The 23,545-nt window shown below is 64.0% G+C and carries 21 protein-coding genes; 6 read left to right on the top strand and 15 right to left on the bottom strand.

What is annotated here, in order from left to right:
- A complete protein-coding gene (locus AC1C2N_RS08410; protein ID WP_495433619.1) occupies positions 1-612 on the bottom strand; it encodes an alternate-type signal peptide domain-containing protein in 612 nt (203 codons plus the stop codon).
- A 147-nt stretch (positions 613-759) separates the two neighbouring features.
- The gene (locus AC1C2N_RS08405; protein ID WP_495433618.1) at positions 760-1,359 is read right to left on the bottom strand and encodes an alternate-type signal peptide domain-containing protein; all 600 of its coding nucleotides are present in this window, start codon (positions 1,357-1,359) and stop codon (positions 760-762) included.
- Positions 1,360-1,767: 408 nt separating this feature from the next.
- Between AC1C2N_RS08405 and AC1C2N_RS08400 the strand changes: the two genes are divergently transcribed.
- Both AC1C2N_RS08400 and AC1C2N_RS08395 read left to right on the top strand, forming a co-directional pair.
- A complete protein-coding gene (locus AC1C2N_RS08400) occupies positions 1,768-3,861 on the top strand; it encodes an HNH endonuclease signature motif containing protein (RefSeq protein WP_495433617.1) in 2,094 nt (697 codons plus the stop codon).
- Between the two features lie 269 nt (positions 3,862-4,130).
- The gene (locus AC1C2N_RS08395; RefSeq protein WP_495433743.1) at positions 4,131-4,685 is read left to right on the top strand and encodes an AMIN-like domain-containing (lipo)protein; all 555 of its coding nucleotides are present in this window, start codon (positions 4,131-4,133) and stop codon (positions 4,683-4,685) included.
- 105 nt (positions 4,686-4,790) lie between these two features.
- Here AC1C2N_RS08395 and AC1C2N_RS08390 read toward each other — a convergent pair whose 3' ends face one another.
- The 10 genes from AC1C2N_RS08390 to AC1C2N_RS08345 form a co-directional block, all read right to left on the bottom strand.
- Complete coding sequence (locus AC1C2N_RS08390; RefSeq protein ID WP_495433616.1) at positions 4,791-6,083, bottom strand: signal peptidase I; 1,293 nt, start codon at positions 6,081-6,083, stop codon at positions 4,791-4,793.
- A 4-nt stretch (positions 6,084-6,087) separates the two neighbouring features.
- The gene (locus tag AC1C2N_RS08385) at positions 6,088-7,374 is read right to left on the bottom strand and encodes an adenylosuccinate synthase (RefSeq protein ID WP_483406037.1); all 1,287 of its coding nucleotides are present in this window, start codon (positions 7,372-7,374) and stop codon (positions 6,088-6,090) included.
- A gap of 89 nt (positions 7,375-7,463) precedes the next feature.
- On the bottom strand, positions 7,464-7,943 hold the full coding sequence (locus AC1C2N_RS08380) for a DUF3151 domain-containing protein (RefSeq protein WP_495433614.1): 480 nt from the start codon (positions 7,941-7,943) through the stop codon (positions 7,464-7,466).
- A 39-nt stretch (positions 7,944-7,982) separates the two neighbouring features.
- Positions 7,983-9,311 carry a peptidoglycan DD-metalloendopeptidase family protein gene (locus AC1C2N_RS08375; RefSeq protein WP_495433613.1) on the bottom strand — a complete coding sequence of 443 codons (1,329 nt, stop codon included), beginning with the start codon at positions 9,309-9,311 and terminating at the stop codon, positions 7,983-7,985.
- 232 nt (positions 9,312-9,543) lie between these two features.
- Complete coding sequence (locus tag AC1C2N_RS08370) at positions 9,544-10,479, bottom strand: ABC transporter substrate-binding protein (protein WP_495433612.1); 936 nt, start codon at positions 10,477-10,479, stop codon at positions 9,544-9,546.
- 48 nt (positions 10,480-10,527) lie between these two features.
- Positions 10,528-11,265, bottom strand: coding sequence for an ABC transporter permease (locus tag AC1C2N_RS08365; RefSeq protein WP_483406041.1), 738 nt, complete (start codon positions 11,263-11,265; stop codon positions 10,528-10,530).
- The gene (locus AC1C2N_RS08360; RefSeq protein ID WP_483406042.1) at positions 11,262-11,948 is read right to left on the bottom strand and encodes an ABC transporter permease; all 687 of its coding nucleotides are present in this window, start codon (positions 11,946-11,948) and stop codon (positions 11,262-11,264) included. The genes AC1C2N_RS08365 and AC1C2N_RS08360 overlap by 4 nt, the downstream gene beginning before the upstream one ends.
- Positions 11,945-12,784, bottom strand: a complete 840-nt coding sequence (locus AC1C2N_RS08355; RefSeq protein WP_495433611.1) for an ABC transporter ATP-binding protein — start codon at positions 12,782-12,784, stop codon at positions 11,945-11,947. The genes AC1C2N_RS08360 and AC1C2N_RS08355 overlap by 4 nt, the downstream gene beginning before the upstream one ends.
- Before the next feature lie 131 nt (positions 12,785-12,915).
- On the bottom strand, positions 12,916-13,284 hold the full coding sequence (locus AC1C2N_RS08350; RefSeq protein WP_483406044.1) for a DUF4440 domain-containing protein: 369 nt from the start codon (positions 13,282-13,284) through the stop codon (positions 12,916-12,918).
- 40 nt (positions 13,285-13,324) lie between these two features.
- Entirely contained in the window at positions 13,325-13,984 is a 660-nt protein-coding gene (locus tag AC1C2N_RS08345) for a TrmH family RNA methyltransferase (protein ID WP_483406045.1), read from the bottom strand.
- Between the two features lie 43 nt (positions 13,985-14,027).
- Here AC1C2N_RS08345 and AC1C2N_RS08340 point away from each other — a divergent pair, with 43 nt between their 5' ends.
- The 4 genes from AC1C2N_RS08340 to AC1C2N_RS08325 are packed head-to-tail and all read left to right on the top strand — an operon-like array spanning position 14,028 to position 19,633.
- Complete coding sequence (locus AC1C2N_RS08340) at positions 14,028-16,838, top strand: cation-translocating P-type ATPase (protein ID WP_495433610.1); 2,811 nt, start codon at positions 14,028-14,030, stop codon at positions 16,836-16,838.
- A gap of 15 nt (positions 16,839-16,853) precedes the next feature.
- Positions 16,854-18,125 carry an Nramp family divalent metal transporter gene (locus AC1C2N_RS08335; protein ID WP_495433609.1) on the top strand — a complete coding sequence of 424 codons (1,272 nt, stop codon included), beginning with the start codon at positions 16,854-16,856 and terminating at the stop codon, positions 18,123-18,125.
- Positions 18,126-18,136: 11 nt separating this feature from the next.
- Complete coding sequence (locus AC1C2N_RS08330; RefSeq protein ID WP_495433608.1) at positions 18,137-18,775, top strand: metal-dependent transcriptional regulator; 639 nt, start codon at positions 18,137-18,139, stop codon at positions 18,773-18,775.
- A gap of 57 nt (positions 18,776-18,832) precedes the next feature.
- Positions 18,833-19,633: an HAD-IIA family hydrolase gene (locus tag AC1C2N_RS08325; RefSeq protein WP_495433607.1), complete on the top strand. Its 801-nt coding sequence runs from the start codon at positions 18,833-18,835 to the stop codon at positions 19,631-19,633.
- Positions 19,634-19,663: 30 nt separating this feature from the next.
- Here AC1C2N_RS08325 and AC1C2N_RS08320 read toward each other — a convergent pair whose 3' ends face one another.
- From AC1C2N_RS08320 to AC1C2N_RS08310, 3 genes are all read right to left on the bottom strand, one after another.
- Positions 19,664-21,769 carry a hypothetical protein gene (locus AC1C2N_RS08320; protein WP_495433606.1) on the bottom strand — a complete coding sequence of 702 codons (2,106 nt, stop codon included), beginning with the start codon at positions 21,767-21,769 and terminating at the stop codon, positions 19,664-19,666.
- Complete coding sequence (gene pyrE / locus AC1C2N_RS08315) at positions 21,769-22,317, bottom strand: orotate phosphoribosyltransferase (RefSeq protein ID WP_495433605.1); 549 nt, start codon at positions 22,315-22,317, stop codon at positions 21,769-21,771. The genes AC1C2N_RS08320 and pyrE overlap by 1 nt, the downstream gene beginning before the upstream one ends.
- 124 nt (positions 22,318-22,441) lie before the next feature.
- Complete coding sequence (locus AC1C2N_RS08310; protein WP_483406051.1) at positions 22,442-23,386, bottom strand: zinc-binding dehydrogenase; 945 nt, start codon at positions 23,384-23,386, stop codon at positions 22,442-22,444.
- Between the last annotated feature and the right edge of the window lie 159 nt (positions 23,387-23,545).

The following is a 23,545-nucleotide window of genomic DNA, read 5'->3' as shown; positions in this document are numbered from 1 at the left end:
CTACTTCGCAACCTGAGTCAGGGAGTAGTCGGCGGACAGCGTGACCCGTCCACCCATCGTGTCGTTGTAGTCGCCCGGGTTTCCCCAGGGGAAAGCGATCTCGACGACGACGGGGACCTTGTTTGTCGCGGCAGCCGTTGAGGTGAGCGGAACGGTCACAGTACCGGCGGCATCGGGAGTGGCAGGAGCGCCGTTTACCTTGACTACCTTGATCGACAGTGCTGAGGCCAGGGCGGCGTCGGCCACGGCGCGGGTGCCGCTCGTGGTTACGGCAGCCTTCTTCGGCGTGATTGCGAAGTTAGCCTTCATGTTCTGGCCGACCAGGGTCACAGGGACATTCACGGTGACGCTGACGATATCACCGGGAACGAGGGCTCCCCCGCCGTATGGGGCATTGTCGGTGCATTCGGGCGCACACTGCTTGATGGTGGGGCTCGTCATCGTGAGGTCCGCAGAGGACCCGAGGTCCAACTGACCGGACTGGATTGTCTGCGCGGCACTCGACGTGGTGTCAGACCAGAAGGCGAGGGTGCCGGCGCCACCAAGGAGGAGTGTGGAGCCGAGGACCGCTGCGACGGAGACTCCGATGAGAGTGCGGACGGACTTCTTCATGGTGGCTCCTTTCGTGCGGTGATGAGTCTGAGGGTGAAGGTGAAGCGGGTGTTACTGGCGGAAAAATGGGCCCTGCCGTGTCGAATACATGACAGGGCCCGTGGGATCAGCTTCGGGGCTGATCCCGCCTCCGCTGCAGGTGAAGAGCTACTTGATCGGCGCGACTGTGGCGACGACGGGCTCCTGAGTCAGCACGTAGCCGAGCGTCAGGTCCAAGGACTTGTTCATATCGAACTGGTTTCCAGAGGCTCCGCGCGGGAAGGTCACTGTGACAGTCACCGGGACCGTGCCGCTCGTCGGCTGAGCAAAAAGCAGCGTGTCGGGCGTTGCGCCCGCAGAGATCTTCTTCTCCGTGCTGACCGCGCCAGCGAGAGAAACATCAACGGTTGGCGCCGTTGTGAAGGCAGTAGCTGGCACGCTTGCTACTGTCTTGCTTACAACCAGCTTGCCCGTGATGTTCTGTCCAACCAGGGCCACCGGGACATTTACCGTCTGAGTGAGAACATCGCCGGGAACGATCGTCCCGGAGAAAGTCTTCCCTGCGGTATCGCCTGCACCATTCTTCACGTTCCAGTCGCCCCACGTGGTGCCCTCAAGGTCCAACTTTCCAGACGAAATGACCTGTGTGCCGCTCCCGGCAGTGTCGGACCAGTAAGCCAGCGTGCCGGCTCCACCGAGCAGCAGAACAGCGCCGACTGCAGCGGCAACCGCAGCAGCGGTGGTCTTCTTCATGTTGAACTTCTTCATGGTGTGCTTCTTTCTCTGGGCCTGGCAGCGGAGGAGCTACCGGAGTCTGTGGGTGTTTTCCGCTTTCGCTTCCAACAAGATCGATATTTCCCGCCCTCGATCAAGAACAACCCAGCCGGATCCGCAAGGTTCCGACAGTTCTTCGACAAACACACAAGGTTTGCGCAAGATTTGCCACATACCGCGGATGAGAGCGTGATCACGCCATCTTTCGGATCGCTTGAAGAAGGGGTTTTATCTCGCTTCGAGTCGAACAATCAGGTGCGACCGTCGCCGATCAGACTTCCTCCGAGAAGCTGAGGGACGGGTCTGGCCAGCTCGTCTCGATCGAACACACTTTCGTTAGCATTAGACCTAGCCTTACCTGGCAGTCGAAGCAATGTCAGTGGTGTGGTGTTGACTTGTGGTATGGAAAACAACGACAGAGCCGTCGATCCTCCGGGCGACGAGAATCACGATCCACCCGATAGCGGTGCGGATGCCGCCTGGCTCGAGCCCCAGCCCGAGCAGATACCCGCGCCTGACTCAGAGCCGAAGTCCGAGCCTGAGCCCAATGCGGAGTCCGAGTCTCGGCCCGATCCCGACGCCCTTGTGCCAGCTCCTGATCCCGACGCGGAACCGGAGTCGGAATCTGAGTCCGACGCGGAACCGGAGTCGGAACCGGAGTCGGGGTCTAAGTCCAGCACAGAGCGCAATACCGTCGCTGCACCTGAGCCCGGGCCCGAGCCCGAGCCCGAGCCCGAGCCCGAGCCACAATTCGGACCCGAGTCCGACCCGGCGCCCGATGCGGATGCCGGTGCGGGCGTAGAGCCCGATGTCGATTCCGATTCGGAATCTCAGCCCGAGGCTGAGCCTGAGCCGACGTTGGTTGCGCGGATTGCTGACACGTGCACGGCGCTGGTTGAGGCGGTAGGGCAGGTGGAGCGGTTGGAGGCCCGTCAGGCGGCCTGGAAGGCGGAGTTCATCGACCGGGCCAGGACCCTCGCGCTGAGCGCAGAGGAGGGCGTTCTCGACACCGCCCGGCCAGCGACGCAGACCGTGGCGCAACGCGCAGCGGAGCGCCGGGATCTGGCGTTGCGGTCGTTCACGGCGGAACTGGCGTGTGTATTGCGGGTGTCCGAACGCACCGCGACCGCGTTGATCGATGACAGCGAAGCGTTGATGCACCGCTTGCCGGCCACTCTGACGGCGTTGCGGGAGGGAGACGTCAGTTACCGGCATGCCCAGCAGTTGGTCGACCAGACCAGCACCCTCACCGCCGAGGAAGCAGCGGAGCTCGAAGAGAAGGCGTTGCCGTTTGCCCGGACGATGACGGTGGCGAGGTTCGGGCAGAAGACAAGGATGTTGCGGGAACGGTTGTGCCCGGAATCCGCGGTCGCCCGGTGTCGGAAGTCGGTAACCGATCGGCGGGTAGAACTGATCCCGGCACCGGACGGGATGGCCTGGCTGAACCTGTTCACCACCGCACCGGCCGCGGAAACGATCTTCGACACGATCCGGGCGCAGTCGATGAAACTGCAGTCACCGGTTGAGCCACGCACCCTGTCCCAGTTGGATGCCGATGTGGTGTTCGCGGCGATGATGGAGGCGTTCACCGGTGAGTTCACCCTGCCCGACCCCACCGGCACCCGGGTCTTCGGCACCGGCCTCGGCACCCGCAATCCCTACACCGACCCATATCCCGCACCGGCCCGTCCACCTTCATCCGGAGAAAAACAGGGATCCGCTGTCCTCCCAGGGCCGGGACGTGACCCCGCGACCGCATTCCGGAAGATCGTGCCAACGGTGATGGTCACCGTCCCGGTACTCACCCTCCTCGGCAAAAGTGTGGAACCGGGCAACCTCGACGGATACGGGCCCATCGACCCGGACACCGCGCGGGAGTTGGCGTCTCAGGCACCGGAGTTCAGCCGGATCCTGACCCACCCCGAAACCGGAGTCGCCCTGTCCCTCGGCCACACCAAATACACCCCATCGAAAGCGATGCGACGGTTCCTCCGCTACCGCGACGGATACTGCCGGTTCCCCGGCTGCACCCGCAAAGCGGTGTCCAGCGATATCGACCACACCGAGCCATACGACACCGGCGGAAACACCGACTTCGACAACCTCGCCAGCCTCTGCCCCAAACACCACAAACTGAAACACGAAACCAACTGGCTGGTCGAGCAACTCGGTGACGGGATCCTGAAATGGACCTCACCCCACGGACGCGAATACCTCACCCACCCCGAGAACCCAGTGCGCAACCCGATCCCACATCCGATCCCACCGGCGAAAGCGGCACCACCAAAGCCACCGAATCCCGACCCCGGAAGCACTCCGGACGACACGGATGCCCCGTCAACCCAGGCACATGAGGAAGACACCCGACTGAACAACGTCTGCACCCGACTCCTCGACGCCCAGAAAGAAAAACGCGAGAGGGAGAGAAACGACACGGAGAACCGCGACGAGGCACCAGACGACGAGTCAGCAGACCCCAACGAACCACCATTCTGAGCCACACAGGGGCCTCGGGCACACACGGGTCGCGCACACCTAAGGTTCGGGCACACGGGTCACGCACACCTAAGGGTCGGGCACACGGGTCACGCACACCTGAGGGTCGGGCACACCTAAGTGTCGCGCACACCGACCGCACACGCTGAGGGGACGACCGTGCGGGGGCTGGCGTGACTGACGCCCAAACCGTGATCTATGACGGGCACGCGAACACGGCGACCGGCGTAGCATCCGTTTCAACAGTTCTCATGAAGGGATGGATCGCAATGAAGCGTTCCGTTGCACTCATCATCAGCGCACTGATGGGTGCCGTTTTTCTCAGCGCAGGCAGCATCGCCGCGACGGCAGCTCCGTACTGCGGCATTACCTGGGGGTCACTCCCCGACAGCCAAAGTCTCTCAGCACCCGATGCACCGATCACAAACGCTCGGTCGGGTGAGCATCCGTGCTTTGACCGGTTCGTCGTCGACGTCCGAGGAGACATCCTCGGGTTCGATGTCCGCTACGTACCGCAGGTCGTCCAGGATGGGTCGGGTACACCCGTTCCCCTCCGTGGAGCCGCTGATCTTCAGGTCATCGCCCTCGCGCCCGCCTACGACATCAACAACAACATGGCCGTGACATACAACCCCGCAAACGACACTGAGGCGCTCAGCGTCACCGGGTACGAGACATTCCGCCAGGTCGCGTTCGCCGGTAGCTTCGAAGGGCAAAGCACCTTCGGGCTCGGGATTCGTGCACGATTGCCATTCCGCACGTTCATCCTGGACGGCCCGGGAGGTGGAAGCCGTCTCGTCGTCGACGTCGCGCACCGGTGGTGACACCTGACACCTGACACCTGACACCTGACACCTGACACCTGACCGCATCCTGAGTGACGGCGGCGCGACAATCCCCGATCTCGCGTCGCCGATGCCGAGGAAGAGCTAGCGCGACTGACCGCCGATGCCGTCTGCCCTATCGCCACGCTCGCCACGCTCGCCACGCTCGCGCCTGAGGCTCCGACGGGTGGGAAGCTCGCTGAGGGTGTCGGTCGCCCGCTCGGACGCGGGCACCCTGGCGGGCTCGGCGGGCTCGGCGGGCTCGGCGGGCTCGGCGGGCTTGGCGGGCTTGGCGGGCGCGGACGGCTCGGACGGCTCGGACGGCTCGAGGAGTTCGGTGGGCTCGGGGAACTCGGACGGCTTGACAGGCTCGCCGGGCTTGGCGGACTCGGGGAGCTCAGACGAGGTGGGGCGCTCGGCGATAGCGATGGAGGCCAGCTTCTCGACGGTTGAAGCGCCCATTGCGGCTGAAGCGTCCGTCGTGGCTATATCATCAGTCGAGACTGAAGCGCTTGTCGCGGCTGAATCATTCATCGCGCGTGCATCGGCCGCGGATAGTTCGTCAGCGGATGAAACGTCCGTCGCGGCTGAACCGGTCGTCGCGGCCGAACCGGTCGTCGCGGCTGCAACGTCCGTCGCGCGTACATCGTCAGCGAATGAGTCGTCCGCCGCTGGTGAGTCAACCCGAGCCACAGGCGTGGCTTCGGTCGCGGCAGCTTTGTCTTCACCCGGAGCGCTCTTCTTCCGACGAACCACCGTGACCACAAGCGTCACCACCGCGTAGCCAATCAGCGCAACGCCCAGCCCTTGAGCGAGCCAGGTACGGGTGTCGCTCGTGACTCCGTTAGTGACGTATCCGATGACCGGAAGCCAGTACCAAACCTTGCCACGAACCTGTTCCTCACGAACGAGCTCCTGGTCAGGAACCGGATTCGCGTCACCCTGCGTTTCAAGCCGGACTCCCTCGGGAGTCACATTCACACCGATCACCCGGTGCGTCACGACCTCCGGCTCACCGGATGAAATCTGGTAGGTGATGACATCGCCAACGGAAATCGCAGCAAAATCGATCGGCTTCACCACAACCGTTGTTCCCGGTGGCATCGACGGACGCATCGACCCGGTCAACACCGTGTACGGCGTAGACCCGGTAAGCCGAGGCACAAGCACAAAGCCGATGATCAGCAACCCACAGCCGATGAGCACAACCCAGCTGACAACACGAAGCAGGATGCCCGGAAGCCGGCTCAGCAAAGAACCCCTCGGCTCCGCGGAAGAACCGTCGCTGACAGATCCATCGGCGGGACCGTCAGCAGAAGGGCTGACAGCTCCATCGGCAGAAGAAGCATCCGCATCAACAGACGGATGCATCGTCGCATCCGTCACAGGTTCGCCCATCGATTTAGTCGATCAGGTCGTGACGCACCACGATCGCATCGCGACCAGGGCCAACACCGATCGCAGAAATCCGCGAACCGCTCATCGCCTCGAGCGCGAGCACATAGTCCTGCGCGTTCTTCGGCAACTCTTCGAAGGTCCGGCACCCGCTGATGTCCTGCTTCCAGCCGGGGAATTCCTCGTAGATGGGCTTCGCGTGGTGGAAGTCCGACTGCGAAACGGGAACTTCCTCGTGCCGCACCCCGTCGACGTCATAGGCAACACACACGGGAATCGTCTCGAGCTCATCGAGGATGTCGAGCTTGGTCAGTACGAAATCGGTCACACCATTGATCCGCGCCGCATAACGGGCGATCGGTGCGTCATACCAGCCGACCCGACGCGGACGCCCCGTGGTGGTTCCGAACTCGAAGCCCTTCGACCGCAGGTACTCCCCCGACGCATCGAACAGCTCGGTCGGGAATGGTCCTGCTCCCACACGGGTCGTGTACGCCTTGACGATCGCAATGACCCGATCGATCTTGTTCGGTGCAACACCCGAACCGGTCGCCGCTCCACCCGATGTCGCATTTGAGGAGGTGACGAAGGGATAGGTGCCGTGATCGACATCCAGCATCGTCGCCTGCCCACCCTCGAACAGCACGATCTCACCACGCTCAAGCGCCTGGTGAAGCTCGAGTGCGGTGTCGGCCACCATCGGCCGCAACCGCTCAGCGTAGGAGAGCAGGTCATCCACGATCTCGTCCGGCGAAATCGCCCGGCGGTTGTAGATCTTCAGCAGCATGTGGTTCTTGACGTCGAGGGCACCCTCGACCTTTTGCCTCAGGATGTTCTCGTCAAAGAGATCCTGAATCCGGATGCCGACACGGTTGATCTTGTCTGCGTATGCCGGCCCGATTCCACGCCCGGTCGTCCCGATCTGGCGCTTGCCCAGGAACCGCTCGGTCACCTTGTCGAGCGTCCGGTGGTAGTGCGTAATGACGTGCGCATTGGCGCTGACCTTGAGCTTGGACACATCAACACCGCGGGCGTTGAGCGCCTCGAGCTCGGAGAACAGCACCTCGAGGTCGATGACAACACCGTTCGAGATCACCGGCGTGACACCTTCGGTCAGGATGCCGGACGGCAACAGGTGCAGAGCATACTTTTCGTTACCGACAACGACTGTGTGACCGGCATTGTTACCGCCGTTGAACTTCACGACATAGTCGATTCGGCTACCCAAAAGGTCGGTAGCTTTACCCTTGCCTTCGTCGCCCCACTGGGCGCCGACGATCACGATTGCTGGCATTACGGATGCTCCCTTTTGACCTGATGCTTCTTGCTGCGGAAAAACTTGGTGCGTGTAGAACGCTTCGCGCCTGACTGGCGCAACTGTGACTAGTCCTGACCGCGAATGAAAAACGCCTCTGTGGGCGGCTGCGGCTCGGACGGCTGGCCTTCGCTCTCGATTCGCGCCACAGCCGTCTCGTCTGCGTCACGGAGGAAGTCGGTCAGCCGAGTGACCTCGTCGGTTTCACCGATGGCATCCGCCGCCTGGCGGAGTGCATACAGCGAGCGCAAAACACCCTGGTTCGGCGTGTGGTTCCACGGAATGGGACCCTGGCCACGCCAGCCTGCCTTGCGAAGCGCATCGAGCCCCCGGTGGTAGCCGACCCGCGCGTACGCGTAGGCGGTGATCGGGTCCGCTCGATCGAACGTCGCCTCCGCCAGTCGAGCCCATGCCAGCGACGACTTCGGGTATTTCGCCGCAACCGCAGCGATGTCATCCGTCGTCGTGGCACGATCGAGGGCGTCCACGACCTCCGGTTCAAACGGGAGTCGGGTCTCTGGCATTCCGAGCAGATTGTCTCCGGTCACAGAGCTAGCCTACCGCGCCTCGTTCCGAGGGCCACGTCTCTAGATCGAGACACCCTTGCCGCGGAGGAACGGAGCCGGGTTTGTGGAGCCGCCATTGATCTTGAGGTCGAGGTGGCAGCCGGTTGCGACACCGGTCTTGCCGACGCTCGCGATCACCTGTCCGCCGGACACCTGCTGCCCAACACCGACCCGGAACGACCCCGCACTGAGGTGACCGTACGTGGACGTGACTCCGCCGTGATCGATGATGATGCGGTAACCGAAACCGCCGGCGTTGTCGGCAGAGATGACCCGTCCACCGTGGACGGCCTTGACGGCACTGCCACAGGCGTTACCGAAGTCAATGCCTGCGTGGAAGTTCGGCGAACAACCGGTACCGCCGCAGAGCGTTGCGCGAGGGCCGTACCAGGACGTGATTGCACCGGGAAGCGGACGCCACCAGCCCTGTGATGAGGCCTGGAAGTAGGTGCCAGTCGCACCGGCGTTAGAACCGCCACCGCCACCACCGGCGCTTCCACCGCCGCCGCCACCGCCACCGGTGCTGGGCCTCTTAGCTGCTTCCGCCGCTGCAGCAGCCGCTGCTGCCTCAGCAGCCTTGCGCTGTTTTTCAGCTTCGATCGCCGCGAGCCTGGCCCGCTCGGCAACGCCCGCCGCATAACCCTCTTCGACGGATGCCGTCTGCCCCTTGAGCAGAGAAAGCTGGCCAAGAAGAGTTTCTTCGTGGGCTTCCTGCTCGGCAACAGCGGCCGCAGCCGCTTCAGCCGCAGCGGTCGCCGCCTCGAGCTTTTCTTCGGAATCAGCCCTGGCCTCTTCGAGGATTGTCGCTGCTACCTCGCCCTGAGCACTCAGCGAAGTGACCTGGTTTGCATCCTGTTCGGCAGAGTCGAGCAGCTGCGTCGACAATGCAGTCAGCTTCGAAACCGCACCGAGCTTGTACAGGGTGTCATCGGCTTTACTGGAGTCGAGCAGCAGGCTTGCCGTCGTGTCGAATGTGCTCGTCCGACCCATCTGGGCGAACAGGGCACCGGCCTGCTTTGCCGAATCGGCAGCCTTGGCCTGGGCATCAGCGAGCTGCAGCTTGAGGTCTTCCGACTTGATCAGGGCTTCCTCAGCAACGGCGAGTGCGACCTGGTACTCGTCTGCCGCGGCGACGGCAGCAAGCTGCGCTGTTTCAGCGTTGCTCCGAAGCGTTGCGATGAGACCCTCGATGCGCGTGATCTCCGCAGCCTTGGCTGACTCGCTCGCGCGCGCGTTCTGAACGTCTTCCCACGAGGGGTAGCTTGTCGCCGCGGTTGCGGGTGCCGAAACTCCCATGGAGGCGACGACTACCCCGAGGGCGATCGTCGCGATGAGGGTCCGAAGTCGCATGCGCATTGCTCCATGGTGTCAGAGAACAGCACTTTCGATCGTAGGCAGCGCCGAACTGGGGGTAGTCACATGAGTAACACTCGTCACATCAGCAACAAGCGGCTCGCGCCCCATGCTACGGACCACCGGGCGCTTTTGGCAATCAATCGGCGTCAGCCCGCGCCGTGACAGCTCCGAATCCGGAAACGGCACAGCCCGGCGACCGAGGCCACCGGGCTGCGCAGCAGAGCGTTTAGAAGAGGTCCTTCTCCTCGAGCCAGTCACGGGCAAGAGCCTCAGGCGACAGCTTCTCATCGCCCTGGTTCATGGCGTTGAGCTCAATCAGGTCTTCGGTGGTGAGTTCAGCCGATACGGCATCGAGCACCTCGACCACCTCGTCACTCGCCTTCTCCGCGGTGATGAGCGGCAGGACGTTCTGCGGCAGGATCAGGTTTTCGGGATCCTCAAGAGTGACAAACCCGAACTCCTCGATCGACGGTGTCGTCGAGTAGATGTCGGCGATGTTCACCGTTCCGTCAACGAGCGCCTGGGAGGTCAGAGGCCCACCGGAGTCGCTGATCGGAACGAAGGTGATTCGAGCAGCATCCACCCCGTACACCTCGGTCAGGCCGGTCGGCCCGTACGGGCGCTCCGCCAGCTCGGGGTTCCCTCCGAGAACGAGAGGAACATCGATCCCCGCCAGGTCGGCGAGGCTCGTCACCCCGTTCGCCTCGCTGAACTCCTGCGTGACGTTATAACTGTCCTTGTCCTGGGCCTCGGCCTGGTTGAGCACCTCGAGGTTGTCCGGAACGACCTCCTGAAGAGCGGCGAACACCTCATCGCTCGTCCTGGCATCCGACGAATCGTCAAAGAACTGCAGCAGGTTGCCGCTGTACTCGGGAATCAGGTCGATCGAGCCGTCTTCGAGCGCCTCGATGTAGACATCGCGCTGACCGATCTGCCCCTTGAAATCGACGGTGATGTCGTTCGCCTCGAGTGCCTGCGCATAAATCTGCGCGATGATCTCGGATTCGGCGAAGCCAGCGGCACCGATCACAATGGTGTCGGTCTCGCCGCCTGCCGAATCGTCATTCGCAAGCGGATCGCCGCTCGAGCACGCGGCCAGTGTCAGGACGGCACCGGCGGCAAAAACTCCTGCCGCGGTCCGTCCGCGTCGTGAAGTGAACATCTGTCTTCCTAACTGTGGGTGAAAAGTGGAGAGAGTCGTGACGCAGCTTTACGCCGAAGCTGACACCGTGCGCGCCGACTTCGTTGTGCTTCGTTGCTCGGGTGATTTTCGGATTGCCCGGACCCCTGCGGGAACGGTAAGGCGCTGACACACAACGAGGATGCCGTCGAGCACCAGGGCGAGGACCGTCACGAGCAACGCCCCAACGAGCACCTCGGTGTAATTGCGAAGCGGAAGCGCGTCAATGATGTATCGACCGAGACCTCCCAACGAGATATAGGCGGCAACCGTTGCTGTTGCCACAACCTGCAACACCGCCGACCGTATTCCCCCGAGAATGAGCGGAAGCGCCAGCGGCACCTCGACCTTCCACAGGATCTGCCACTCCGTCATGCCCATCGACCTCGCCGCATCGACGGTTCGCCCATCGACGGACTCCACTCCTGAATAGGCACCGGCAAGCAATGGCGGAATAGCGAGCACGACGAGAACAATGATGGTCGGCACGAGCGCGAACGAGATTCCCCCACCGAACAGCACGGCCAAATAGACGAGCAGGCCAAGCGTCGGCAGGGCGCGAAGCGCACCGGTCACCCCGACGACGAGGCCGCGAAACCTGCCGGTATGACCGATGTAGAGACCGAGCGATATGGCGATGAGCGCCGCAATGACCACGGTGAGCGCCGTGTAGCCGAGATGTTCCGCGACACGGTTCGGGATGCCGTTTGCCCCGGTCCAGTGCGCCGGGTCCATGATCCACCGAATGGCATCGGCAAACAGGTTCATGCCGTTGCCGCCTTTACTGTGACACCGCCGGCGCCTCGCCGGGCCGCCTCATCGACACGGGCCCACGGCAGGAGTACCCGTCCGAGGAGCACGAGGAGCACGTCGAAGACGACGGCAATCAGCACGGTTCCGACGATTCCGGTGAGGATCTCGGTCGGAAAATTGCGCTGGTACCCATCGGTGAAGAGGTAACCGAGTCCGCTCATCCCCACCAGCGCGCCGAGGGTCACGAGACTGACGGTACTCGTCGACACCACCCGGAGACCCGCGAGAAGAACCGGACCGGCAAGAGGGAGCTCGACCTGCCAGAACCGGCGCCACGCACCAAAGCCGACAGCCGTGGACGACGAAATGACGTCCCGCGACACAGCCTCGAAGGCATCCGTCGCTGTCCTCACCATCAGGGCAATCGCGTAGATCGTCAGCGTGACGATGAGGTTGAGCGGATTGAGGATTTTCGTCCCGAGAAGAGTGGGCATCGCCACAATGAGCGCGAGCGATGGAATCGTATAGAGCAGCCCGCAGACGGTGAGGACGATGCCTCGCGACACTCTGAACCGGTAGGCGAACCAGCCGATCGGCACAGCAAGCAGAAACCCACAGATGATGGGCGCGATGCTCAGCAGCACGTGGGCGACCGTGAGACTCCAGATCTGCTCGAAGTTCGCGAACACCCACGTCATGGCTGGGTGCTCGACTCTCGCTCCGGATTCCTGAGGATGCCGGCGAGCCTGCCTGTGCCGTCGAAGACGACGTCCTTTCCGTCCACGGTTCGGATCGACAGTGACCGACGCCCCCGCTCCGCCCCGATGAACGTGTCGACGAACTCATCGGCCGGGTTGGCGAGGATCTCGTCCGGCGTCCCCATCTGCGCGATTCGCCCTCCGGTCTTGAGAATGACCACCTGGTCGCCCAGCAGGAACGCTTCGTCGATGTCGTGCGTGACGAAAACTATGGTCTTCGCGAGGTCGCTCTGAATCCGGAGCAATTCCTGCTGCAACTCGCTGCGCACGAGCGGGTCGACGGCGCCGAACGGCTCGTCCATCAGCAGGATGTTCGGGTTGGTCGCGAGGCCCCTCGCCACCCCGACCCGCTGCTGCTGGCCGCCCGAGAGCTGGGATGGGTAGCGGTGAGCAATCGCACGATCGAGACCGACCGTGTCCATGAGCACAAGCGCGGCCGCACGCGCTGCGCCCTTCTTCACACCGGAGAGCAGCGGAACTGTCGCGACGTTGTCGACGACCGTCCGGTGAGGGAGGAGCCCGGAGTTTTGCATCACGTAACCGATCCGCCGACGAAGGGCGACGGGTTCGAGCGTGGAAATGTCGTCGTCGTCGATATGAATGGCGCCGGCGCTGGGGTCGACCATCCGATTGATCATGCGGAGCAGCGTGGTTTTTCCGCAACCGGATGACCCCACGAAGACCGTGGTCGTGCGCGATGGAATCGTAATACTGAAGTCATCGACCGCGAGGGTTCCGTCAGGAAACCGCTTCGATACTCCGTCAAACCTGATCATGCCGTTGGACCCCCTGAGCGCACTGTGCCGTCGGTGACTCCGGTTCAGCGTATCCAGAACTGACCTGAGCACACCAGCTACTTATGACTGATGGCCCCGGAAACCGCGACAGGTTAAGGTGCTTCGCTGGCTCAGGCCGGCGTCTGCTGGTGCGCGGCAACCTGCCACGCACCGTCGCCGTAGAGATAGGTCGTTGTCATGCGCAACTGAACCGTCTCGTCGCCGCGGGTCGCGACGGCACGATACGCGAGGATCCCGCTGTGTTCCTCCAGCCGGATGAGAGCTGGTTCGTGGATTTCGTAGGAGTCCCATGGCGTGACACCGGCAAAGGCTTTGACCACATCGTCGCGACCGAACACCGCACCTTCAACGATCATGAGCGCATCGCGGGTCATTTCGCGTGCGTAGTGCTGGCCGCCATGTCCGGCCAGGATTGCTTTCCAGCCTTCGTGTTCTTCGCGGAGGAGAATGGCGGGCAAATCATCGGTGATCAGAGTCATGGCCTCACGCTACCCCCAGGCACCGCACCCGTGTCGAGGCTTAAGTCGCGCGGCCGGTCACAGCGTCGAAGCTCACGTGCTGCATGACCCAGGAGTGCATCGCGACAGCCGCGGCCGCCGACGCGTTAATCGACCTGGTCGACCCGAACTGGCTGATCTCGAGAACGGCATCCGACGCTTCGATCGCCTCGGGTGAAAGCCCTGGACCCTCCTGACCGAAGAGCATGACGCACCGCTCAGGAAGCGCGAACGTCTCGATGAGCACCGAGCCCGGCACGTTGTCGATGCCGATCACTGGCATGTTCTCACCCCGTGCCCACTCGACCAGCGCCGCAACATCCGGGTGATGCACGACGTGCTGGTAGCGATCGGTCACCATCGCACCCCGCTTGTTCCACCGTCGGCGACCGACGATGTGCACCGTGTCTGCGGCGAAGGCGTTCGCGGTACGAACGATCGATCCGATATTCATGTCGTGCTGCCAGTTTTCAATGGCGACGTGAAACGGATGCCTGTGCTCGTCGAGGTCAGCGACGATCGCGTCGAGCTTCCAGTACCGGTATCGGTCGATGACGTTGCGGGTATCGCCGTGCGCAAGCAGTTCAGCGTCGTAGTAATCCTCGACCGGCCACTCACCGCTCCACGGACCTACTCCGTTGGTGGACAGCTCGTGGGTAGGGGTGTTCGTCGTTTCGGGCACAAAGACAGGGTAGCCGGACCGCCTGAATGGGAGAGACTGAGGTATGGAGTCCCTGCCGAAAACCCCTCATGACCCGTCGCTTGTCCCTTCTGTGGAACTGGCCAGCCAGCTCGGGGTCGACCCGACGGTGGGGCTGACCTCCGACGAAGCGGCGCGGCGCCTCGCGGCAGACGGCCCCAACGAACTTCGCGGCAAGCCCCCTGTCCCCCTCTGGCGCAAACTGCTCGCCCAGTTCGAGGACCCGCTGATCTACCTGCTGCTCGCTGCAGTCGCCATTTCACTCGTCGCCTGGTTCGTCGAAGGAGCCCACGGCGTTCCGATCGACGCGGTCGTCATCTTCGCGATCGTTCTGCTCAACGCCATCCTCGGCTTCGCGCAGGAAGCCAGGGCCGAAGACGCCGTGGCTGCGCTCAGCACCATGACGGCAGCGACGTCGACAGTGCTTCGGGACGGCAAGCTCACGACGATTCCGTCGGCCGAACTCGTTCGCGGGGACATCCTCGTGCTCGGTGAGGGAGACGCCGTCGGCGCCGACGGTCGCCTGCTCTCGGCGAGCGGGCTGAGAATCGCTGAGGCATCGCTCACGGGTGAGAGCGAAGCGGTGACGAAACATCCGCAGCAGCTCACCGCTCCAGCCCCACTGGGCGACCGCATCAACATGGTGTTCAAGGGCACCGCCGTCACCCAGGGGGTCGGCAGGGCGGTCATCACCGGCACCGGCATGAACACGGAAGTCGGATCGATCGCCGACATGCTCGATGCCACCGTTGAGGAGCCGACGCCGCTGCAAAACGAGGTGGCGCGCATCGGCAGGGTTCTCGGCATCATCGTCATTGCGATCGCGATCATCGTGATGGGCACGATCATCATCGTGAACGGGGTGTCATCAATCAGTGACCTCGTCATCGTGCTCCTGCTCGGTGTCTCCCTCGCCGTTGCTGCGGTCCCCGAGGGACTCCCGGCGATCCTCAGCGTCGTACTCTCGATCGGTGTTCGCCGCATGGCGAAACGCAACGCGGTGGTCAAGCAGCTGAGTTCCGTCGAAGCGCTCGGATCGGCATCCGTCATCTGCACAGACAAAACCGGCACGCTGACCCGCAATGAGATGACGATCGAGCGCGTTGTCACGTCCTCGGGCTCTGTCGATGTCACCGGCGTCGGCTACCGCCCGCAGGGCGCTGTGTTGCACAACGGGGCTCCTCTGTCCGACCCCGCCCTGCGGTTCGAAACCGAACTCGTACTCGCTGCCGGCTCAATCGCCAACAACGCCCAGCTGGCCGAACGTAACGGCCAGTGGGAGATTCAGGGCGACCCCACCGAAGCGGCATTCCTCGTCGCCGCGGCCAAGCTCGATGACACAGCCACCCGGATCGACAGATACGAACGAACCGCTGAGATTCCCTTCACGTCCGACCGCAAGATGATGTCGGCGGTGTGCCGCGAAAAGACAGATGACTCTCCGGTCCTGTTCAGCAAGGGTGCACCGGACGTCCTGCTCGACCGGTGTACCCGGATTCAGTCCGGCACTGAGGTCGTCGAACTCACCGATGACCTCAGGCAGCGGGCACTGGATGACGTCGAGGCGCTCTCCGCCGAGGCCTTCCGAACGCTCGGCGTTGCCTACCGCTCGATATCGGACGACGATGAACTTGCCGACGACGCCGACGAATCGATCGAGCATGGACTCATCTATGCCGGGGTCGTGGGCATCATCGATCCCCCCAGGGATGAAGCGGGCCGCGCAATCGCCCAGGCCCACCGTGCCGGCATCCGCATCATCATGATCACGGGAGACCACCCGTCAACAGCGGCGCGCATCGCTGCCGATCTGGGGATCATCGCACCGGGTGAGCGCGCTGTGACGGGTACCGAACTCGACACCCTCGACGAGAACCAGCTCAGGGAAACGGTCCGTGAGGTCTCTGTGTACGCCCGGGTGGCCCCGCAGCACAAGCTCAGGCTCGTCGATGCACTCCAGGACGATGGCCAGATCGTCGCGATGACAGGGGACGGCGTGAACGACGCCCCCGCGCTCAAGTCGGCCGACATCGGCGTCGCCATGGGAATTACAGGGACCGAAGTAACCAAGGAAGCGGCGCGGATGATCCTCGCCGACGACAACTTCGCAACCATCGTGGCTGCGGTGCGCCAGGGCAGGGTGATCTTCGACAACATCCGGAAGTTCCTGCGCTACCTGCTCTCCTCCAACATGGGCGAGGTGCTCACGGTGTTCCTGGGCGTGCTCCTCGCCGGAGCGATCGGCCTGTCCGACGCCTCCAACGAGGCCATCGTCCTCCCCCTCCTCGCCACACAGATCCTCTGGATCAACCTGCTCACCGATTCAGGCCCAGCGCTCGCGATGGGCGTCGATCCCGAAATCGATGACGTCATGGCACGCAAACCGCGGAAACTCTCCGACCGCGCCATCGACGGGCGGATGTGGGGAGGAATCCTCTCTGTTGGACTCGTGATGGCCATCGTGACCCTGTTCACCATCGATCTGTTCCTGCCCGGCGGGTTCGTGCCCGGCGAAGATTCACTCGAGGTCGCCCGCACGGCGGGGTTCACCACCCTCGTGCTCGCCCAGTTGTTCAACGCCCTCAACGCCCGTTCCGAGGTGACCTCAGCGTTCCACGGCCTGTTCACCAACCCCTGGCTCTGGGGAGCGATCGCGCTCAGCCTCGTGCTGCAGATCGCCGTCGTCAACCTCCCGTTCCTGCAGGTCGCCTTCGGAACAGCACCGCTCGCCCTGCACCACTGGCTCATCTGTACCGCCCTCGCCTCCTGCGTGCTGTGGTTCGACGAAGTGCGGAAAATCGTTCTTCGCTCGCCCCTTTTCGGCACACCGAAATAGCATTAGGGTTTCGGTATGCCGAAACCTCTAGCCGACGTGCAGCCAGCCCTGCCCGCTGCGCCGAAGCCGGCAACACGACCTCGGCTCATCTGGTTGCTTGGCCCAGCGCTCGTGGCCGGTGTCGCCTACCTCGACCCCGGAAACGTCGCGAGCAACATGACGGCCGGAGCCGAGTACGGGTACCTGCTGGTGTGGGTGGTCGTCGTCGGCAACGTGATGGCCTGGCTCATCCAATACCTCTCCGCCAAGCTCGGCATCGTCACGGGCAAGAGCCTTCCGGAGGTGCTCGGGGAACGCATCAAGAACCGGCCGGGACGCATTGCGTACTGGGTTCAGGCCGAACTCGTCGCCATGGCGACCGACCTCGCCGAGATCATCGGTGGCGCGGTTGCCCTCTATCTCCTGTTCGACCTCCCCTTGCTGGTCGGCGGCATCATCACTGGCACCGTCTCGATGGTCATGCTCGCCGTGCAGTCCCGTCGTGGACCCCGTGCGTTCGAGGGCATCATCGTCAGCCTGCTCGTCATCATCGCCGTCGGATTCAGCGCTGGCGTGTTCATCTCCCCACCGGATGCCGGTGGCGTGGCCCGGGGGTTGGTCCCACGTTTCGACGGTGCGGGTTCTGTCCTGCTCGCCGCATCCATCCTCGGCGCAACGATCATGCCGCACGCTATCTACGCCCACTCGGCGCTCACCCGTGATCGTTTCGCAGTGCGCGAGGCCGGCCTGACCACGACGCGACTGCTCCGCGTGACCCGCTGGGATGTCTCCATCGCCATGCTCATCGCCGGCAGTGTCAACCTCGCGATCCTCCTGCTCGCGGCCACCAACCTCGCAGGCGTACCGGGAACCGACAGCCTCGAGGGAGCGCACGCCGCGCTCGAGACCTCGATCGGCCCCGTCGTCGCGACGCTGTTCGCCCTGGGACTGCTCGCCTCTGGCCTCGCGTCCACGTCGGTCGGAGCGTACGCGGGCGCCGAGATCATGCAGGGACTGTTGCGTGTCCGCATTCCGCTCCTCCTCCGGCGGCTCATCTCCCTCATTCCGGCGCTGCTGCTCCTCGGGTCAGGCTTCGACCCCACCCTCGCCCTCGTGCTGAGCCAGGTCGTGCTGTCGTTCGGAATTCCGTTCGCCCTTATTCCCCTGGTGGTCATCACGGCGAAGCGGCCGATCCTCGGTGGGTTCACCAACCGCTGGTTTACGACGACCGCTGGCACCGTGGCATCCGTGCTTCTCGTCAGCCTCAATGCCCTGCTGCTGTTCCTGCTCTTCACCGGTGCCGAATAGGGTGGGTTGCCATGAAGCTGTCCAAGTCGGTGATCGAGAACTATCTCAAGACTATCTACGCGCACACCGAGTGGCAGGCTGACCCGATCACACCATCGGTCCTCGCCGAACGGCTCGGCCTGGCACCGTCGACGGTCACCGAAATGGTCAAGAAACTCGCTGCGGCCGGACTCGTCACCCACGTTCGCTACGGTGCGATCACGCTCACCGATTCCGGGAGGCTCGAAGCCGTCGGCATCGTGCGGCGACACAGGCTCGTCGAGACCTGGCTCGTCCGCGAGATGGGCTACGGCTGGGATGAGGTGCACGACGAGGCCGAAATCCTCGAGCACGCCATCAGCGACCGTCTGCTCGAGAGCATCGACGCCAGGCTCGGTCACCCCGACCGCGACCCGCACGGAGACGCTATCCCGGCCACCGATGGCGTGGTGAGACGCGAGGATGCCGTGTTGATCGGCGCAGCAGAGACCGGTCACACCGGCGTCGTGCTTCGGATCAGCGATCGTGACCCCGCACTCCTGCGCACCCTCGACGCTGCCGGTGTCGACATCGGAACACCGGTAACGGTCGTAGACGGAGGTCTTGTCGCCGCCGACGTTCGAATCCCGCTCGACGGTGCCGCGACATCCGCCATCTGGGTAAGCGCCTGATCCCGGCCCCCTCAACAGGTCACAGCCCTACACTGAAAGCACGACCGAAGGAGCCGAATGACCCGTCGCGATGAAGTTGAATGCTGGTTGACCGATATGGATGGCGTGCTCGTCCACGAGAACCGTCCACTCCCCGGCGCCGCCGAGCTGCTTCAGCAGTGGCGCGACCAGGGCAAACCGTACCTGGTGCTCACCAACAACTCGATCTTCACCCCTCGGGACCTGAGCGCGCGTCTCCGCTCGTCGGGGCTGGAAGTGCCCGAGGAGTTCATCTGGACCTCGGCGCTCGCCACCGCCGCCTTCCTCAAGGACCAGATGCCGGGAGGCTCAGCCTTCGTCATCGGCGAAGCGGGCATCACGACGGCCCTGCACGAGGCGGGGTTCATCATGACCGAGACCGCTCCCGACTATGTCGTTGTCGGCGAGACCCGCAACTACTCCTTCGAGGCGATCACCAAGGCGATCCGGCTGATCAACAACGGCGCCAGGTTCATCGCGACGAACCCGGATGCCACCGGTCCGAGTGCGGACGGCCCCATGCCCGCAACGGGAGCAATCGCCGCGCTCATCACGAAGGCAACGGGCAAGGAGCCCTACATCGTCGGCAAGCCGAACCCGATGATGTTCCGTTCGGCCCTCAACAAGATCGGTGCACACTCCGAGAACACCGGCATGATCGGTGACCGCATGGACACCGACGTCGTTGCGGGAATCGAGGCCGGACTTCACACGATTCTGGTGTTGACCGGGATTTCGGACGAGAAGGAAATCGCACGGTACCCGTTCAGGCCGTCCGAGATCCTCGGCGGCGTTGTGGACCTGCTCGAGCACAATCCGGTCGAGTCAGAGGTCGTCTAGGTCGTCTGGTCGTCGAGGTCGGCTGGTCGTCTAGGTCGCTGGCTGTGCGATGGCGAGCGTTCCGGTGAGCGCCTCGCCGGTTGAACGGCTGATGAAGCAGTAGTAGTTGCGCTCCCCCTCGGCCCACTGCTCCTCGGTGACCGGGTAGGTGCCCTGCACCTGGAGGTCGGAGTATGCTCCCGCAGCCGCCGAGTCGAGGACGCCGGGCGCACTGCACCAGAGTGAGATCTCAGACGCGATCTCGGCTTCACCGGGGTATGCCGCTGCGGGATCGGATGTGACCGGGGCGGTGAACACCATCTGCGCTGTGTGTGCCGTCGCGCAATCCACGACCGCGAACTTCTCGGCCCACGGTGTTGTGTACGGCTCGAGGCACTCCCCGCCGAGGAGGCCGTTCCACTTGTGCTCGCCGGGTGCGACCGGGCCGACAGCTGCAACCGTTTCCGTGGGCGGGGTCGTGGGAGTGGGGGTTGGGGTCTCGGTCGGCGTGGCCGCGGTCGTCGTGGCCGCGGCTGCGGGGGTTGAGCCGGCGCTTCCGAAGAGACTCGGCAAGCTCGTACCGAGGAAGAACAGGGCGACGAGCACCAGGACGACGGCAATCCCGAGCGCCACCCACTTCACGACCGGAGGAAGTGCCGACATCCGCGATCGTCCTGAGCCGCGCTCTGGACGTTCCCGCTCGCGCGATGCCGGTTTCACGCCCGACGGCGGGACCAGCCCACCGAAGGTTTCCTGGCCGAACTCGGACATCGGTAGTCCCGCCGCCGAAACAGGACTGTTGTAAGCAGAAGCGGCGCTTGCCTTGTCGGCGGCGTCGGCGTCGGCGTTCGCCTTGTCGGCGGCGTCGGCGTCGGCGTTCGCCTTGTCGGCGTCGGCGTCGGCGCGGTCTGGATTGGTGTCGGCGTCCGGCGCAGCTGATGAGGTCGCGGCTGCGGCGGCCTCGAGCTCCATCAGGAACGCGAGGCTGTCGGTGTCGTAACTGGCGGAGGCGCGCTTCGCGGGTCGGGGTTCACCGGGATCAGGTTGCGAGGGCTCTTTGGCGCGTTCGGGCTCGTCGGGCCGTTTGGGTTCGACCCCGGCGTGCGGGTCCTCGACCGGCTCGGCATCGACCGGCTCGGCATCGACCGGCTCGGCATCGACTGGCCCGGTCTCTGCTGGCTCGGTCTCTGCTGGCCCGGTCTCGGCCGGCTCGACGGCGGCGGGTTCCGTCCTGGCACGCCGCGGCACAGCGGGCACAACAGGCACAGCGGGCTCACCTGGCACAGCGGGCTCAACGTGCGGCGACGATGATGGTGGTACCGACGGGGACGTGTGGACGACGGGGTCGAGTTCATCATTGGGAGTAAGCGACCAATTGAACGGTGCGCTGTCGTTGGCGCTCGCGCTGTCGTTCTCGGTGTCGTTGTCGTTGTCGCTCGCGTTGGCACCCGAGGTGGCGCCGTCATTCGAGCCGTCGTTCCCGCTGTCAGCGCCGACGGGCTCGACCGGTACCCTGGGCGACCGTCTCAGCCAGGGCCGCTCGACATCGGGTCGCGGCTTGAAAAGCGCCGACTGGGGCAATGCCGTGACCTCGGGTGTCGCGGATGTTGATGTCGCGGATGTTGATGTCGAGGATTGTGGCGCGGGTTCTGGTGTTACGGGTTCATCCGCCCGCACAGGCTCGACGGGCGGCTCGACGGTCGGCGCGACTGTCGGCTCGACGGCAGGGTCGACAGTGGGCTCGACAGTGGGCTCGACAGTCGGCTCGGGCAGTGGCTGGAACGAGCTCCGGCGACGCGGAGCGGGCTCGTCCCGCGGCTCGTCCGACGGTTCGTCGCCACCGGAATCGCCGCTGCCAGCGTCACGGGTATCGGTATCACGGCCATCAGCACGACCGGAATCGGCAGCGCCAGCATTGCCGACGGCGTCCCTTGCGTTGCGACCCTCGGCACCTGCATCGGCGGCAGCAGCAACGTCACCAGCGTCACCAGCATCAGCAGCGGGCGGGCTGGTCCGCCACCACGGCGTCAGCTCAACAGCGGGTTCCTCGGTCTCCTCGTTCGCCGGGGACCGGTCGCCCGAGTGATCGCCCGAGCCGTCGGCAGGATCGGAACCGCGGCGGCGTCGCCGGCGGAATGACGACTCGTCGTCGACCACTATTCGAGTCCCAGGTCAGCGAGCCCGATCGCGGCAAAGTAGGGGTAACCCGCCGCTTCGATCACTTCACGTGCTCCCGTGTTGCGGTCGACAACGACGGCGACACCAGCAATCTCAGCACCGACTTTCTTGAGCGCTTCGATTGCCGCGAGGGGCGAACCACCCGTGGTCGAGGTGTCCTCGAGCACAATCACTCTCTTGCCCTCGAGGTTAGGCCCTTCGACCTGCTTGCCTCGACCGTGATCCTTGGGCTCCTTGCGAACGACGAATGCGTCATAGGCCAGTCCGCGCGCCGCACCCTGGTGCAGCACAGCTGCAGCGACGGGGTCAGCACCCATCGTCATTCCACCGACAGCGGCGACGTCGGGAACGTCGGCGATCAGGTCGATCATGACCTGGCCGATCAGCGGCGCGACCCTGTGGTCAAGGCTCACCTTTCGAAGGTCGACGTAGTAGCTCGCCTTCTTGCCGCTCGTCAGGGTGAAGTCCCCGTGGAAGACGGCCTCGGCCGAAATGTACTTGATGAGTTGCTCGCGTGCGTCGGTCACGCGCCAAGTTTAGCGATTCAGGCTTCTGTAGCCGCGGGAGGCTCGCCACATGGCACTGCCGCCGTCGCTCCCCGAACGGGGAACGACGGCGGCAGTCGGCAAAAGTTGCTTCGCGGTGTCAGTCTCAGAACGTGGCGACGAGCCGGCCGATGACCTTCCCGTTTGCGAGGCGCTCGATGCCGTCAGCGATCTCGTCGAAGCCGATTTCGGTCACCGTCGGGTTCAAATCTCCGGTGGCGAGGTAGTCGTACACTCCCTGCACGTCATCCTTCGTGCCACCAACCGAACCGACAAGCGTGACGTTGTTGGTGATGAGCACCCGGGTGTTGATGGTGGCCTCGAGGCGACCCATTCCGACCTGCACGACACGGCCGCCCGCACGCACGGTTTCGATGGCATCCGCCGTTGTGACGCCAAAACCAGCGAAATCGACGATGACATCAAGCCCAACGTCAGCGAAGTCCCGAATGCTCTTCCGAACATCGGTCACCCCTGCTGCACGCGCGTTCTCCCAGACGTCTTCATTGACCTCGGCGACATAGACCTCGGCACCGGCGAGAACGGCAACACGAGCACCGATCTGACCGAGCCCACCGAAGCCGATGATCCCGAGCTTCGTGCCCTTCGTCACCTGACCGTTCGCAATGACGGCGTGGTGGGAGGTCATGCCCGCGTCAGTTCCGGCTGCGCCGTATGCGAATGACACGGAATCCGGAATACGAACGAGCGCTTCCTGGCCGATGACGGTCTTCGCGGCGAAACCACCGTCGAAGGCATACCCCGGAGCGCCGAGTTCGGTGGTCGGGCAAATGCCGACCCGGTCGCCAACTGCCCAGTCTGTGACGCCATCGCCAATTTCGCTGACAACACCGGCCACTTCGTGCCCGATGGTAATCGGCGTCTTCGCGAGCAGGGCGAGCCAGCCTTCGTCCTCCATCAGGCCTACATCGGAGTGACAGAGTCCTGCCGCCTTCACGTCGACGACGACCTGGCCCGGCCCCGCTGTGGGCTCGGCAACCTCGGCGAGAACGAGTGGTTCGTGGGTATTGGTGAACTGCCATGCGCGCATGTGTGGTGCTCCTCTATTTCTTTGAGAACCGAAAAACGCGCCTCCCCCAGTGATCAACCGCATCTGGCGCTACGGGATCGGCCTGGGAGGGCGCGGATTTCGGCGGTGCTGCCGTTACGGCAACGGTGCCCAGGTGCGGGTTGGCACCTGGCGGTAGCC

The sequence above is a fragment of the Mycetocola sp. Y791 genome (assembly GCF_059445325.1).
This window is presented reverse-complemented; position numbering and strand designations above follow the sequence as displayed.